The sequence below is a fragment of the Streptomyces sp. AHU1 genome (genome assembly GCF_045343905.1).
Taxonomy (GTDB): Bacteria; Actinomycetota; Actinomycetes; order Streptomycetales; family Streptomycetaceae; genus Streptomyces; species Streptomyces triticiradicis.
On record NZ_CP174283.1, the window covers coordinates 6,950,225 to 6,964,752 of the forward strand.

Consider the following 14,528-nt stretch of genomic DNA (forward strand, 5'->3'; position numbering starts at 1 on the left):
TACGCAGGCCTGGGGCCGGCACACCGAGAGCACGCACCTGACGCCGCCCGGCCGCCCTTCGGGCAACGACGGGAATTGTCAGACAGGCCCTAGCGGGTGGGACGCAGCCGCAGGGTGAGGATCTGGAACGGCCGCAGTTCGATCTCCGGCGGGGCCTCGCGCAGCGGCCGTTCCAGCAGGTCGGTCACCTCGGTCCGGGAGACCGGGAAGCCGGCGGTCACCTTCGCGCGGGCCCGGCCGCCCCGTGACTCGTACAGCCGCACCACCACGTCGCCGCTGCGGTCCTCGGCGAGCTTGACCGACTCGACGGTGACGGCCGGGTGGTCCACGCTCACCAGGGGGGCGACGGCCGGTGCCGGTGCCCGCCGCAGCGGCAGGTTGAGCGCGAGCCCCTCCGCCACGGCGTCCCCCACGCCGGCGCCCGGCAGCAGCGCGTACGTGAACCGGTGCGTGCCGAGATCGGTCTCCGGGTCCGGGCTGTGCGGGGCGCGCAGCAGGGTCAGCCGTACGGTGGTGCCGAGGCCGTCGGCGCCCGGCGTACGGGTCACGTCGTGGCCGTACGTCGAGTCGTTGAGCACCGCGACGCCGTACGACTCCTCCGCGACCCGCAGCCAGCGGTGGGCGCAGATCTCGAAACGGGCCGCGTCCCAGCCGGTGTTGGCGTGGGTGGGACGGTGGACGTGCCCGAACTGGATCTCGGCGGCGGACCGTTCGGCCTGGACGTCGAGCGGGAAGGCGGCCTTGAGGACCTTCTCGGACTCCCGCCAGTCGATGTCGGTCACGATGTCCAGCCGCCGGCTCGCGGCGCTCAGCGCGATCTCCTGGGTGACCCGGGAGGAGCCGAAGGCCCGGGTGACGCGCACGGTCGCCCGCAGCGGTCCGCTCTCCACCAGTTCCACCGACTCGGCGGCCGTGAGGTCCGTGCGGGTGCGCCGGTAGTGCCGGTCGATGTCCCAGGCGTCCCAGGCGTTGGGGTGGTCGGGGTGGAGCTGGAGCAGGTTGCCCCGGCCGCACAGCACCTCCCGGTCGTGCGCGAGGTCCCGTACGGAGGCCAGCAGCCCGTCGGCGTCGATCCGTACCCGCAGCCGGCCGTTCTCCAGCACGACGGTGTCCCCGTGCCGTTCGGCCCGGACGGCGGCGGGGCCGCCGGGCCCGGCGGGCAGAAGGGCGCCGCCCAGCCCCGGCACCGTCACCAGCGCGTCCCCGACCACCTCGGTCCGCTCGTACGGCGAGGCGTTCAGCACCGACGGTGAGCCGGGCCCCAGCGCCCGTACCGCGTCGGCGGTGATCTCCTCCAGCTCCGCGAGCACCCGCGCGTACGTCTCGCGTGCCTCCCGGTGCACCCAGGCGATCGAGGAGCCGGGCAGGATGTCGTGGAACTGGTGCAGCAGCACCGTCTTCCAGAGCCGGTCCAGCGCGTCGTACGGGTAGGCGTACGACGGATCGCGCACTGCGGCCGTGGCGCACCACAACTCGGCCTCGCGCAGCGCGTGTTCGGAGCGACGGTTGCCCTGCTTGGTCTTGGCCTGCGTGGTGTAGGTGGCCCGGTGCAGCTCCAGGTACAGCTCGCCCGACCACACCGGCGCGCGGGACCCGTACTCCTCCTCGGCGGCGGCGAAGAACGCCTCCGGCTTCTCGATCCGGACCGTGGGAGAGCCCTCCAGGGAACGCAGCCGGCGTGCCTTCTCCAGCATCTCGCGGGTCGGGCCGCCTCCGCCGTCGCCCCAGCCGAACGGGACCAGCGAGCTGCCGGCCAGCCCCTTCTCCGCGAAGTTGCGTTCCGCGTGCGCGAGTTCACGGCCGTGGAACTGCGAGTTGTAGGTGTCCACCGGAGGGAAGTGGGTGAAGACCCGGGTGCCGTCGATGCCCTCCCACCAGAAGGTGTGGTGGGGCATCTTGTTGCTCTGGTTCCAGCTCAGCTTCTGGGTGAGGAACCAGCGGACACCGGCGAGCTTCGCCAGTTGCGGGAAGGCCGCCGTGTAGCCGAAGGAGTCCGGCAGCCAGATCTCCTCGGTCTCGACGCCCAGTTCCTCCCGGAAGAAGCGCTTGCCGTGCACGATCTGCCGGGCCAGCGCCTCGCCACCGGGCATGTTGGCGTCGGACTCCACCCACATGGAGCCCACCGGCGCCCAATTGCCGTCCTGCACGGCCTTCTTGACGCGTTCCCAGATGTGCGGCTGGTGCTCCTTCACCCAGGCGTACTGCTGGGCCTGGGAACAGGCGAAGACCAGCTCCGGGTAGTCGAGGGCCAGCGCGGTGACGTTGGCGAAGGTCCGCGAGGCCTTGCGGACCGTCTCGCGCAGCGGCCACAGCCACGCCGAGTCGATGTGCGCGTGTCCGGCCGCCGAGACCCGGTGCGCGCTGGCCGACGCGGGCCGCGACAGCACCTCCGTCAGCTCCGCCCGCGCCGCCGGGGCCGTGCCGGACACGTCGTGCAGGTCGAGGGCGTCGAGCATGTTCTCCAGGGCGCGCAGGATCTCGTGCCGTCGTGGCCGCTGCGGGTCCAGCTCGTACATCAGCTCCGAGAGGACCTCGATGTCGAGGACCAGATGCCACACGTCCTCGTCCGGTACGGCGAGATCGGCAGCCGCGAATCGGTAGATCGGCCCATCACCGGCGGTCAGCACGTCTCCCAGCGGCGTGGGCTCGAAGCCGTGCAGGACGGCGGGGTTCGCCGCCGCCTCCAGCAGCAGGCGCACCGCCTCGCCGCCGCTCACCGGTGCCCCGACCCTCAGGTGGCGGTTGCGCGGGTGGATGCCCTTGAGGGGGACGCCCGCGGTGTCGTACAGCAGCCCCTCCGCCTGGAAACCGGGTCCGTCCCCGGTGAACCCGGGGTCGATCACCACCTCGACGGGGCGGCCCGCCCACTCCTCGGGCACCCGCCCCTCGATGCGGAACCAGCTCGTCGACCAGGGTTTTCCCCAGAGCGTGCCGGTCGTGAAGGGTTCGTAAGCGGCCTGGAGGGCCTGCCCGACGGGCACCGGCTCACCCGGCACGTGCCACACCGAGAGCGCGAGCGGCACCCGGTCCCCGTACTGCGCGGGGCGCAGGAACTGCCGCAGCGCGCGCTCCAGACGGGCCTCCACCAGCGAACGGTCGTCGTGCACGGCGGCTCCTCGGCGCTCGGACGGCTCTGTCGAAGCCTTCACTTCCCCGCGGGGGCGCCGTGCACCCGTGACCGTACGGCAGCTGGTTGACGATTCGACATGACTGTCACGATCCCGAAGAGGGCATGGATCCCGTGAACGTGTTCGAGCAGAGGGGACCCGACATCGGCACGCAGGCGGGGGTCATGAAGCGGCAGGCACCAGGAGGTGGTCCCATGACCAAGGGGGCCTTCTCCACCGAAGCAGTGGAGGAAGCGTCCGACGGGGCGACGGACGGACCGGACGGCGCGCAGCTGAGGCGCCGGCTGGGGAAGGCGGATCTGAGGGCGGTGCCCGAGGCGCGCAGGGCGCTGAGGGAGCTCTTACGCCACTGGGGGAAACCGGGCGGGGCCGAGACGGCGGAGCTCTTGACCAGCGAGCTCGTCACCAACGCGCTGATCCACACGGACGACGACGCCGTTCTGACGGCGACGATCGGACCGCGCGGACTGCGCGTGGAGGTCCGGGACTTCGTGGCACGCAGGCCCAGACTGTGCGTACCGGACGCCGACGACGGTACGCACGGCAGAGGTCTCGTCCTCGTCCAGTCCCTGGCGGACGCGTGGGGCGTGCGGTCGCACGGGGTGGGCAAGGCGGTGTGGTTCGAACTGAACGGCGGCGCGGTGTAGGAACACCGCGCCGCCGTTGTCGTGTCCGGCTCAGCCGAATTGCTGCTCGAGGTCCTTGAGCTTGCGCTCCAGGGAGTCGAGCCGGGGCAGGGCCATCGTGTCGTCCTCCGTGGTGAGGTCGACGGTGATCGGCTCAGAGCTCTTGCGGACGGGGGAGAGGGAGGGCCGCGACCGTACGGGCAGCTGCTCCGCGGTGGATATGGCCGGCTCCGTGGAGGTCCCGGCGGACGCCCTCTCCACGGTCGTGGTCTCCAGTTCCCGGGCGGCGCCGCGTCCGGGGAAGCCGCGGTGACCACGGCTGAGCGCCTTGAGATGCGCGCGTTCGACGCGCTCCTCGTTGCGGCGGCGCAGCCGGTTCTGCTCCTTCTGGCGCCGGTCCTCACGCACCTCGTCCACGGCCTCGTCCAGGGACCGGACGTTCTCCAGGAGCATCAGCGACCACGCGCTGTAGGTCTCACGGGGTGCGCGCAGCCAGCGGACTATGCGGATCTGGGGCAGTGGACGCGGCACCAGACCCTGCTCGCGCAGGGCGGCACGGCGGGTCTGCTTCAGAGCCCGGTCGAACAGGACGGCGGCCGACAGGGACATGCCCGCGAAGAACTGCGGGGCGCCGGCGTGGTCCACGCCCCGGGGCGCGTGCACCCAGTTGAACCAGGCCGCGGCACCGGCGAAGGTCCACACGAGTATGCGGGAGCCGAGCGCCGCGTCACCGTGGCTGGCCTCGCGCACCGCGAGGACGGAGCAGAACATGGCCGCGCCGTCCAGGCCGAACGGGACCAGGTACTCCCAGCCGTCCGAGAGGCCGAGGTTCTGCTGGCCGAAGCCGACCAGGCCGTGGAAGGAGAGTGCCGCCGCGACGGCGGCACAGCAGAAGAGCAGGACGTAGGAGGCCGTGCCGTAGATGGCCTCCTTGCGCCTGCGGCGCTCCTCGGTGCGCTCCCACGAATCGTCGCTGCTCGCGCTGTCCCCGGACCGCTTGCCGCGAGCGAGTACCGCCACCGCCGCCAGCAGGCCCAGGAGCAGAACGGCACCCGGAAGCAGCCAGTTCAGCGATATGTCGGTCAGTCTCATCTGGGGTCCCTTGCATTGGGATAGGGCGTGACGCCCGCCATAGTGGCCCAATCACATCGGCCCTCAGGGGGTTTCGGGGCAAGAGGCCGCCAAGGAGGTGCGAGAAGGTACGCAGGGCGACTTTCTGCTCGAACTGCCGCGCGAGGGACGGGAGTTGAGTACGAATAAGACTACCCGTAAGGATGGTTCTACGGAGAGTTCCCGGGACAAGTGGGGAATTCGTGAAGTACCTGTGATCTGTGGGCGAGCCGCGAGCGCCCCGAGGGCGCGGCGGTCGGCTCCGGGCCCGGGGCGCGTGCGGCCCCGCTTCCGCCCCGGTCGTCTCAACTCGCGGCGGAGGCCGTCAGCTTGGCGATGCGGTCGGTGTCGCAGGTGCGCGGACAGGTGACGCAGGTGTCGGCGGGGCGCACGGTGTGGAAGAGGCAGCAGCTCACCCGGTCGCGGGTGGGCAGGGACTCCCCGTCGGGACCGGTCAGTTCGCGGAAGGCCGCCGTGCCGACGTACGGGCGGGTCGAGCCGGGCAGCAGCAGTTCCAGCTCGCGCATCGCGCGCCGCTCCTCGCCGAACAGGTGGGCGACGTACCAGAGGCCCTCGACCACCTCGTCGGTCGCCATGCCCCACAGCGCCCGGCCGCGCCGCCGCATCCGCGGCCCGAATCCGCCGAGGACGGGCTCCAGGTGCTCGGCCACCGCCGCCCGCACCTCCGCGCGCAGCGCCTCCTCGTCCGGTACGACCCGGGCGCCCGGCAGGGCGGCGGCCGGGTCGTCCGGCAGGCAGGCGAACGTGGTGGTCCGGACGGCCATCCGGCCGGACTCGCGGTGGAATGTGACGTCCTCCACAGGCAGGCGGGGCACCCGGCGCAGCAGGAACCACGGCACGGTGATCAGCAGACAGGCCGGCCAGGCGTACCGGTGCAGTCCGAAGCCGGCCACGACATCGGGCCGTGCCCGCGTGCCGTAGTCCCGGATCACCTGGGTCTCGTCCCAGGCGAGGAACGCGTCGAGGTCCGGCCCGCCCTCGGCGAGCCGGGCGGCGGCGGCCCAACCGGCGCCCCGCGGGGCCGTTTCTCCCGCTCCCAGCTCGGTGACGCCCAGCCCGGGGAAGACCTCGCCCAGCCGCGCGTAGGCGTCCGCGACGGGCGACCCGGCGGCGGCCGGCGCGCCCGGACGGACCGGAGCGGCCGTGGCCGTCGGGGCGGTCGGGGCGGTGTCGGCGGACAGGGTGGGAACGGACATGCGGAACCATCGCTTCACGATCGCCGACAGGTAAGCCTTACCTTACCTCGCCTCCCGGGTGTTTGAACTGGGACCGTGTGCGCCTATCGTGCTTGACGGACCGGTAACAACCGGTGTCATGACCCCCAGCACCACCGACCCGGAGGAGGACCCGTGGAGCAGACCGGCCGGCGCGGCGCGCCCGGCTCCGCCGGGGCGTGGGCCCCGGGTGTCGGCACGGGCGCCTTCCGGGTCCCGCAGCAGCCGGGACCCGCGGACGCGGGCCGGGCCCGGGGAGTGCCCGCGGGCGCCATGGGCGCCATGGGCGCCATGGGCGACGGCCCCGGCGCGGGCCGGAGTGCCGGACCGGGCGGCGGTTCCCCCGTGGCCCCGGCCTCGGCCCGGGGCGAGCACACGCACAGCGAGGCGCCGGTCCCGCACCCGCGCACCGAGGACACCACCCGCCCCGCCGCGGACGCCGAGAACGCCAGGCCCGTGCACGCCGACGGGCCCCGCCCCGCCGTACGCCCGCCGTACGCCCGTTCCGTACGCGCGGACGAGGCCCGGCCGCAGGCGGAGGAGGCCCGGCCGCAGGCGGAGGAGGCCCGTCCGGCCGTACGCGAGCCGAACGCCCGCTCCGCGCGCGACGGCGAAGTCCCTTCGGCCGTGCGCGCCGGGGAGGCCCGTCCCGCCCCGCGTGCCGGGACCGCCCGCCCCGTCGTGCAGCGCGCCTCCGTGCGGGGGCAGATCCTCGACGCCCTGCGCACCGCGCTCGTCGCGGGTGAACTCGCCCCCGGCGAGGTGTACTCGGCGCCCGCGCTCGGCGAACGCTTCGGTGTGTCCGCGACGCCCGTCCGGGAGGCGATGCAGCAGCTCGCCCTCGAAGGCGCCGTCGAGGTCGTCCCCAACCGGGGCTTCCGCGTCGTCGAGCGCGGCACCCGGGAGCTGGCCGAACTCGCGGAGATCCGGGGCCTGATCGAGGTCCCGGTGATGCTGAGGCTCGCGCGCACCGTGCCCGCCGCCCGCTGGGCCGAGCTGCGCCCGCTCGCCGAGGCCACCGTGCGGGCCGCGTCCTCGGGCTGCCGCGCGACCTACGCGGAGTCCGACCGCTCCTTCCACCGCGCGGTCCTCGCCCTCGCGGGCAACGCGCAGCTGGTGCGCATCGCCGACGATCTGCACCGCCGCGCCCAGTGGCCCCTCGTCGGCGGTCCCGTCTCCCGGGGCCGCGCGGACCTGGTGGCCGACGCGGCCGAACACACCGCGCTGCTGGACGCGTTGATCGCCGAGGACCTGGTGGTCGTCCAGGCCCTGGTGCAGGAACACTTCACCGGCGCGTCCTGAGGCACCCGGACGCCGGGCGTCCCGGGAGACCCGGCCCCGTCCGTCTTCGCCGCCCACGGGGACGCCGCGGGCGACAGGGCCGCCCCGCCGTGCGGCCCGTCCCCGGCGTACGGGCCGCGTGGGCCCGCCGGACGCCGGAGCGTGCGTGAGGGCGCCCCGCCCCCGCCCCCGTGCGGGGCGTGGCGGGGCGTTCCGGCCGTACGTGACCGTGCCGGGCGACGGGATCCCGCGGCGGACGCGGTGTCCGCCCGCCCGGGTGCGGTCAGGCCGTCGCCGCGGGGGGTGACAACTGGTCCGCCAGCCACAGGGGGACGCCCCCGAGCAGCCGGAACAGCCGGCCCGCCTCCGCCCGCAGCCGCGACGCCTCCGGCTCGGTCTCGGCGTCGGCGAGGGACGCCAGCGCCGGAGCCGTTCCGACGAGGTACCCCAGCTCCTCCCGGATCCGCAGGGATTCGGCGAAGCCGTGCCGGGCCTCCGCCAACTCCCCTTCGCGCAGGGCGATCCCGGCGAGATGCCGCCAGGTGAAGGAGAGCAGCAGCGCGTCGTTCCGGTCGGTCGCGCCCGCGTGCGCCCGCCGGTACGCGGCGCGGGCCGCCTGCGGCGCGTGCGCGAGGTTCTCGGCGAGCAGCCCGCGCCGGAAGTCCAGCAGGGCCCTGCCGGGCGCGCCCGGCGCGAGCAGCGCCGCGGCCCGGCCGAGCGCCGCCCTCGCCTCGTCGGCCCGGTCGCGCACCCTCAGCAGGGTGGCGGCGTAGGCGAGCTGGCCCCGCTCGCAGGCCGCCGCGCCCCGCTCGTCATCGCTCTGCGCCAGCGCCTCGGCGGTGCGCAGCGCGTCCTCCGCCTCGGCCCAGCCCTGCTCGGTGTAGAGGCAGCGCTCGACCAGGAGCGAGGCTCTCTGCAGCGCGGGCGCCGCCGCGTGCGGCTGGATCAGCGCGGCCGCGTCGGCCCAGCAGGCGCGCGAGCGCAGCCGCCATACCGCGGTCTGGAGTGGATCGTCCCCTGCAGTCGTTCCGGTACCAGACATGGCGGTATGCGCCACGTTGCCCTCCCCGAGCACACCATTGAGCTGTTGAGTGGTGGCATCTCAGCACGGATCACGGGGCCCGGCCAAGAGGGTGGGTGAAGGATTTCACAAAGTCATCGTTCCCGCGCCGGGTCGCCCGGGACTCCTGGGATCAGCTCATGCGCAGTGCCAGGAAGAAGTCCAACTTGTCCTCCAGGCGCGACAGATCACGACCCGTCAACTGCTCGATACGGCCGACGCGATAGCGCAGCGTGTTGACGTGCAGGTGCAGACGGGCGGCGCAGCGCGTCCAGGAGCCGTCGCAGTCCAGGAACGCTTCCAGGGTCGGGATCAGCTCCGCGCGGTGCCGGCCGTCGTACTCGCGCAGCGGGTCCAGCAGCCGGGCGGTGAAGGCGCGGCGCACGTCGTCCGGGACGAACGGCAGCAGCAGGACGTGCGAGGCCAGCTCATGGTGCCCGGCCGCGCAGACCCGTCCGGGGCGGGCCGCGGCGACCCGGCGGGCGTGCCGGGCCTCCTCCAGGGCGCCGCGCAGTCCCTCGGCCGAGTGGACGGCGGCGCTGACGCCGATGGTGAGCCGCCCGTCGTCGTCCAGACCGGCCGACAGCGGCTCCCGTACCGCCGCCAGCAGCGCGTCGGCGTGCAGACCGGGATCGGAGCCGTCGTCGTCGGAGGGGACCGCCGGAAGGGGGACGAGCGCGACCGCCTCCGCGCCCGTGTGGGCGACGGCGATCCGGTCGGAGTGCTCGGGGCCCGGCGACAGCGGGTCGACGAGGATCTCCTCCAGCAGCGCCTGGGCGACCGGGCCGCCCTCGATCCCGCCGCCGTCCCACTCGACGCGCGCCACCACGACCTGCCAGTGCGGGGCCGCGCCCAGGCCCGGCAGCAGCACCGGCGCCGCGACCCGCAGCCGGGCCGCGATCTCGGTGGGCGCGGCCCCCGCCTGGACCAGTTCGAGGACCTCCTGCGCGAGCCGCCGCCGGACCGTGCGCGCCGCGTCCCGCCGGTCCCGCTCCACCGCGATCAGCTGGGTGACGCCCTGGAGCAGGTCGAGCCGCTCCTCGGGCCAGTCCCCGGCGTCCGCCTCGACGGCGAGCAGCCAGTCGGAGAGCACGCTCTCGCGGACGTCCCGGGAGCCGCCCCCGGCGCGCCCCGAGGAGCGGACGGGGAAGAGCGAGTACATCGCGGGGCCCACCGTCACCCGGTGCGGTCCCCGGCGTCCGGTGCGGACCGCCGCGAGATGGGCGGCGGCCAGCTCGGCGCGGGTGCCCGCGGGCAGCTCGCCGCCCGCGAGCTTCGAGCCCGCGACGGGCCGTCCGGCGGGGGAGAGGACCCAGGCCCGCAGGTCGAGGTCGGTGCCGAGGAGGTCGAGGACCACGTCGGGGCCGCCGCCCGCCGGGCCCGAGGTCATCATCCGCCGGTGCCGCTCGACCACGGCGGCCAGATCACCGGCGCGCTCGCCCGAGACCTGGCGCACGACGTGCTCGGTGATCGTGGCGAAGGCGACCGACTCGTTCACGGCGAACAGCGGCAGCCGGTGCCGGGCGCAGGCGACGACCAGGTCGTCGGGGATGTCGCCGAGCTCCGCCTCGCCCGCGGCCAGGGCCGAGACCCCGGCGCTCGCGAGGATGCGGACGAACGGCTCGGAGTCCTCGGCGTCGTGCCGCCAGGCGAGGCCGGTGAGGACCAGCTCGCCGCCCGAGAGGTAGCGGCTCGGGTCCTTGAGGTCGGTGGTCATCACACCGCGTACGGTGCGGTCGAGCTCGCCCTCGCCGCCGAGCAGCCGCAGGCCCAGCGCGTCCGTGTCCAGCAGTGCGCGCAGCCGCATTCTCGTCGCCGCCGTTCTTTGTCTCGAAATCTACGATGGACCGGTGTGGGGCCCACCGGCCTCCCGGGCCCCGCGGAGCGGAGAGCCGTCCCTCTGTCGCCGGCGGACTCCGTGTCTGTTTCCGGAGGAAAACGAGGAGGTTGCCGAGGGCCCCGGTTCATACGAATCTACAAGATGCGCACGCTGGCCAGCGAACTCCTTCATGGTTTCCGTGACTGACCCCGGCGCGGGACGCGGTTGTGTACTGACCCCACTCCGCTGTCGAGACCTCATGGACGAACCGAGGACACCGCACCCGATCCGGCTCGATCAGAACACCCACGACACGAATGAAGAGAGCCGTTCATGGACTTCCTTCGCCCCGCCAGCTGGGAGGAGGCGCTCGCCGCCAAGGCCGAGCACCCCACCGCCGTGCCGATCGCGGGTGGCACGGATGTGATGGTCGAGATCAACTTCGATCACCGCAGGCCCGAGTACCTCCTCGACCTGAACCGCGTCGGAGAGCTGAACGAGTGGGAGGCCGACGAGGGGACCGTGCGCCTCGGTGCCTCCGTCCCGTACACCCGGATCATGGAGAACCTGCGCCGCGAGCTTCCCGGGCTGGCGCTCGCCTCCCACACGGTGGCCTCCCCGCAGATCCGCAACCGCGGCGGCGTCGGCGGCAACCTCGGTACCGCCTCCCCGGCCGGTGACGCCCACCCCGCCCTCCTCGCGGCGGGCGCCGAGGTCGAGGCCGAGTCGGTGCGCGGTTCGCGGCTGATCCCGATCGACGACTTCTACACCGGCGTGAAGCGCAACGCGCTCGCGCCCGACGAGCTGATCCGCGCCGTCCGCATCAAGAAGGCGGACGGGCCGCAGCAGTTCTCCAAGGTCGGCACCCGCAACGCGATGGTGATCGCGGTGTGCGCCTTCGGCCTGGCCCTGCACCCCGAGACCCGTACGGTCCGCACCGGAATCGGTTCGGCCGCGCCGACCCCGGTCCGCGCGAAGGCCGCCGAGGAGTTCCTGAACGCGGCGCTCGACGAGGGCGGCTTCTGGGACAACGGGAAGATCATCACCCCCTCGGTGGCCAAGCAGTTCGCCGCGCTGTGCTCCGCCGCCTGCAACCCGATCGACGACGTCCGCGGCACGGCGGGCTACCGCCGCCACGCGGTCGGGGTCATGGCCCGCCGCACTCTGACCTGGACCTGGGAGTCCTACCGCGGCGCCGCCGCCCGTACGGAGGGAGTCGCGTAATGCGTGTCAGCTTCACGGTCAACGGCCGCCGGCAGGAGGCCGACGACGTCTGGGAGGGCGAGAGCCTCCTGTACGTCCTGCGCGAGCGCCTGGGTCTGCCCGGTTCCAAGAACGCCTGCGAGCAGGGCGAGTGCGGCTCCTGCACCGTCCGCCTGGACGGTGTGCCCGTGTGCTCCTGTCTGGTCGCGGCCGGCCAGGCCGAGGGCCGCGAGGTCGTCACCGTCGAGGGGCTGGCCGACTTCGCCAGGCGGCGTGCGGAGCACTCCGGTTGTACGACGGGTACCTGCGACTCCGGTGACGGAGAGGGTATTTCGCTCGACGAGGCCCAGCTGGGGGTCCCCCCGGGCGAAGCCTGGGGGAGGGCCGCCGAGGGTCAGGACTCGCAGACCGGCGAGGGAACCGAACTCTCGCCCGTGCAGCAGGCGTTCATCGACGCGGGAGCCGTCCAGTGCGGCTTCTGCACCCCGGGACTGCTGATCGCTGCGGACGAGATGCTGGAGCGCACCCCGAACCCGACCGACGCGGACATCCGCGAGGCGCTCTCGGGCAACCTGTGCCGCTGCACCGGCTACGAGAAGATCATGGACGCGGTCCGCCTCGCGGCCGCCCGGCAGTCCGAGGCGGTCTGACCATGGGAACGACCGGCACACCCACGAACATCACCCAGGGTTCCGGGACCAGGGGCGGCATCGGCGAGTCCACCCTCCGCCCGGACGGCACCCTCAAGGTCACCGGCGAGTTCGCGTACTCCTCCGACATGTGGCACGAGGACATGCTGTGGGGCCAGATCCTGCGCTCCACCGTCGCCCACGCCGAGATCGTGTCCATCGACACGGCCGAGGCCCTGGCCACCCCCGGCGTGTACGCCGTCATGACGTACGACGACCTGCCCACCGGCGTGCGCCACTACGGCCTGGAGATCCAGGACACCCCGGTCCTCGCGCACGGCAAGGTGCGCCACCACGGCGAGCCCGTCGCCATCGTCGCCGCCGACCACCCGGAGACCGCCCGCCGCGCCGCCGCGAAGATCAAGGTGGAGTACCGCGAGCTGCCGGTGATCACGGACGAGGCGTCCGCCACCGCGCCGGACGCGGTCCTGGTCCACGAGAACCGCACCGACCACCACGCCGGCCACGTCCCGCACCCGAACGTCCTGCACCGCCAGCCGATCGTCCGCGGCGACGCCGGAGCGGCCGCGCGCCGGGCCGACTTCGTCGTCCGGGGCGAGTACACCTTCGGCATGCAGGACCAGGCATTCCTCGGCCCCGAGTCCGGCCTCGCCGTGCCCGCGGAGGACGGCGGCGTCGAGCTCTACATCGCCACCCAGTGGCTGCACTCCGACCTGCGCCAGATCGCCCCGGTGCTCGGCCTGCCCGAGGACAAGGTCCGGATGACCCTGTCCGGGGTCGGCGGCGCGTTCGGCGGCCGCGAGGACCTGTCGATGCAGATCCACGCCTGTCTGCTGGCCCTGCGCACCGGCAAGCCCGTCAAGATCGTCTACAACCGCTTCGAGTCCTTCTTCGGACACGTCCACCGCCACCCCGCCAAGCTCACCTACGAGCACGGGGCCACCAAGGACGGCAAGCTCACGCACGTCAAGGCGCGGATCGTCCTCGACGGCGGCGCGTACGCGTCGGCCTCCCCGGCGGTCGTCGGCAACGCCTCCTCGCTCGGCGTCGGCCCGTACGTGGTCGACGACGTCGACATCGAGGCCCTCGCGCTCTACACCAACAACCCGCCCTGCGGCGCCATGCGCGGCTTCGGCGCGGTCCAGGCGTGCTTCGCCTACGAGGCCCAGATGGACAGGCTCGCCGACGAGGTGGGCATGGACCGGGTCGAGTTCCGCCGGCTCAACGCGATGGAGCAGGGCTCGCTCCTGCCGACCGGGCAGCGCGTCGACTCACCGGCACCGGTCGCCGAACTCCTGCGCCGCGTCAAGGCGTTGCCCCTCCCGCCCGAACGGCAGTGGCTCTCGGCGGGCGAGGAGGCGGACGTACGGCAACTGCCCGGCGGCCTGTCCAACACCACGCACGGCGAAGGCGTCGTCCGCGGGATCGGGTACGCCGTCGGCATCAAGAACGTCGGTTTCTCGGAGGGATTCGACGACTACTCGACCGCCAGGGTCCGCATGGAGGTCGTCGGCGGCGTGCCGGTCGCCACCGTGCACACGGCGATGGCGGAGGTCGGCCAGGGCGGGGTCACCGTCCACGCGCAGATCGCCCGCACCGAGCTGGGCGTCGCCCAGGTGACCATCCAGCCGGCCGACACCCGGGTGGGCAGCGCCGGTTCGACGTCCGCCTCGCGTCAGACGTACGTCACCGGCGGCGCCGTCAAGAACTCCTGCGAGCTGGTCCGCGAGAAGGTCCTGGAGATCGGCCGCCGCAAGTTCGGCACGTACCACCCCGCGTGGGCCACGGCCGAACTCCTCCTGGAGGGCGGCAAGGTCGTCACCGACGGCGGCGAGGTCCTCGCCGATCTCGTCGACGTCCTCGAAGGAGAGGCCGTCGAGGTCGAGGCCGAGTGGCGGCACCGTCCGACCGAACCCTTCGACCTGCGCACCGGGCAGGGGAACGGGCACGTCCAGTACTCCTTCGCCGCGCACCGCGCCGTCGTCGAGGTGGACACCGAACTCGGGCTGGTCAAGGTCGTCGAACTGGCCTGTGCCCAGGACGTCGGCAAGGCGCTCAACCCGCTGTCCGTCGTCGGCCAGATCCAGGGCGGCACCGTCCAGGGCCTGGGCGTCGCGGTGATGGAGGAGATCATCGTCGACCCGAGGACGGCGAAGGTGAAGAACCCCTCCTTCACGGACTATCTGATCCCCACCATCCTCGACACGCCGACCATCCCCGTCGACGTGCTCGAACTCGCCGACGACCACGCCCCGTACGGGCTCCGTGGCGTCGGCGAGGCCCCGACCCTGTCGTCCACCCCGGCCGTCCTCGCGGCGATCCGGAACGCGACGGGTCTGGAGCTCGCCCGGACCCCGGTACGCCCCGAACACCTCACGGGGACCGCCTAGGCGCCGGGCGCTCCCGGCCCGACCGG

10 protein-coding genes are annotated in these 14,528 nt (G+C 73.4%); 5 read left to right on the forward strand and 5 right to left on the reverse strand.

What is annotated here, in order from left to right:
• Nucleotides 1–89 precede the first annotated feature (89 nt).
• On the reverse strand, nt 90–3,107 hold the full coding sequence (locus ACICHK_RS30825) for an alpha-mannosidase (RefSeq protein WP_406839426.1): 3,018 nt from the start codon (nt 3,105–3,107) through the stop codon (nt 90–92).
• 215 nt (nt 3,108–3,322) lie between these two features.
• Between ACICHK_RS30825 and ACICHK_RS30830 the strand changes: the two genes are divergently transcribed.
• The gene (locus ACICHK_RS30830; protein ID WP_225860893.1) at nt 3,323–3,775 is read left to right on the forward strand and encodes an ATP-binding protein; all 453 of its coding nucleotides are present in this window, start codon (nt 3,323–3,325) and stop codon (nt 3,773–3,775) included.
• Between the two features lie 30 nt (nt 3,776–3,805).
• On the opposite strand, the gene ACICHK_RS30835 is transcribed toward ACICHK_RS30830, so the two are convergent.
• Nucleotides 3,806–4,846: a DUF2637 domain-containing protein gene (locus ACICHK_RS30835; protein WP_151473419.1), complete on the reverse strand. Its 1,041-nt coding sequence runs from the start codon at nt 4,844–4,846 to the stop codon at nt 3,806–3,808.
• A gap of 323 nt (nt 4,847–5,169) precedes the next feature.
• Complete coding sequence (locus ACICHK_RS30840; RefSeq protein WP_406839427.1) at nt 5,170–6,081, reverse strand: (2Fe-2S)-binding protein; 912 nt, start codon at nt 6,079–6,081, stop codon at nt 5,170–5,172.
• Nucleotides 6,082–6,555: 474 nt separating this feature from the next.
• On the opposite strand from ACICHK_RS30840, the gene ACICHK_RS30845 reads away from it, so the two are divergent.
• Nucleotides 6,556–7,401: a GntR family transcriptional regulator gene (locus ACICHK_RS30845; RefSeq protein WP_406841357.1), complete on the forward strand. Its 846-nt coding sequence runs from the start codon at nt 6,556–6,558 to the stop codon at nt 7,399–7,401.
• A 262-nt stretch (nt 7,402–7,663) separates the two neighbouring features.
• Here ACICHK_RS30845 and ACICHK_RS30850 read toward each other — a convergent pair whose 3' ends face one another.
• On the reverse strand, nt 7,664–8,422 hold the full coding sequence (locus tag ACICHK_RS30850; RefSeq protein WP_225860892.1) for a hypothetical protein: 759 nt from the start codon (nt 8,420–8,422) through the stop codon (nt 7,664–7,666).
• Nucleotides 8,423–8,573: 151 nt separating this feature from the next.
• Nucleotides 8,574–10,247 (reverse strand): PucR family transcriptional regulator, encoded by a 1,674-nt coding sequence (locus ACICHK_RS30855; protein WP_406839428.1) that lies wholly within the window; start codon nt 10,245–10,247, stop codon nt 8,574–8,576.
• Between the two features lie 345 nt (nt 10,248–10,592).
• On the opposite strand from ACICHK_RS30855, the gene ACICHK_RS30860 reads away from it, so the two are divergent.
• Genes ACICHK_RS30860 through ACICHK_RS30870 form a run of 3 tightly spaced genes read left to right on the forward strand, consistent with a single transcriptional unit; the run spans nt 10,593 to nt 14,502 of the window.
• Entirely contained in the window at nt 10,593–11,483 is an 891-nt protein-coding gene (locus ACICHK_RS30860; RefSeq protein WP_406839429.1) for an FAD binding domain-containing protein, read from the forward strand.
• Nucleotides 11,483–12,112, forward strand: a complete 630-nt coding sequence (locus tag ACICHK_RS30865; RefSeq protein ID WP_406839430.1) for a (2Fe-2S)-binding protein — start codon at nt 11,483–11,485, stop codon at nt 12,110–12,112. Before ACICHK_RS30860 ends, ACICHK_RS30865 begins: the two co-directional genes overlap by 1 nt.
• Nucleotides 12,113–12,114: 2 nt before the next feature.
• On the forward strand, nt 12,115–14,502 hold the full coding sequence (locus tag ACICHK_RS30870; protein WP_406839431.1) for a xanthine dehydrogenase family protein molybdopterin-binding subunit: 2,388 nt from the start codon (nt 12,115–12,117) through the stop codon (nt 14,500–14,502).
• Nucleotides 14,503–14,528 lie beyond the last annotated feature (26 nt).

Bases quoted from the DNA above. Each gene is read 5' to 3' on its own strand.
- ACICHK_RS30830 (WP_225860893.1), top strand. From the start codon at position 3,323: ATGACCAAGGGGGCCTTCTCCACCGAAGCAGTGGAGGAAGCGTCCGAC.
- ACICHK_RS30835 (WP_151473419.1), bottom strand. From the start codon at position 4,846: ATGAGACTGACCGACATATCGCTGAACTGGCTGCTTCCGGGTGCCGTT.
- ACICHK_RS30840 (WP_406839427.1), bottom strand. From the start codon at position 6,081: ATGTCCGTTCCCACCCTGTCCGCCGACACCGCCCCGACCGCCCCGACG.
- ACICHK_RS30850 (WP_225860892.1), bottom strand. From the start codon at position 8,422: ATGTCTGGTACCGGAACGACTGCAGGGGACGATCCACTCCAGACCGCG.
- ACICHK_RS30855 (WP_406839428.1), bottom strand. From the start codon at position 10,247: ATGCGGCTGCGCGCACTGCTGGACACGGACGCGCTGGGCCTGCGGCTG.
- ACICHK_RS30860 (WP_406839429.1), top strand. From the start codon at position 10,593: ATGGACTTCCTTCGCCCCGCCAGCTGGGAGGAGGCGCTCGCCGCCAAG.
- ACICHK_RS30865 (WP_406839430.1), top strand. From the start codon at position 11,483: ATGCGTGTCAGCTTCACGGTCAACGGCCGCCGGCAGGAGGCCGACGAC.
- ACICHK_RS30870 (WP_406839431.1), top strand. From the start codon at position 12,115: ATGGGAACGACCGGCACACCCACGAACATCACCCAGGGTTCCGGGACC.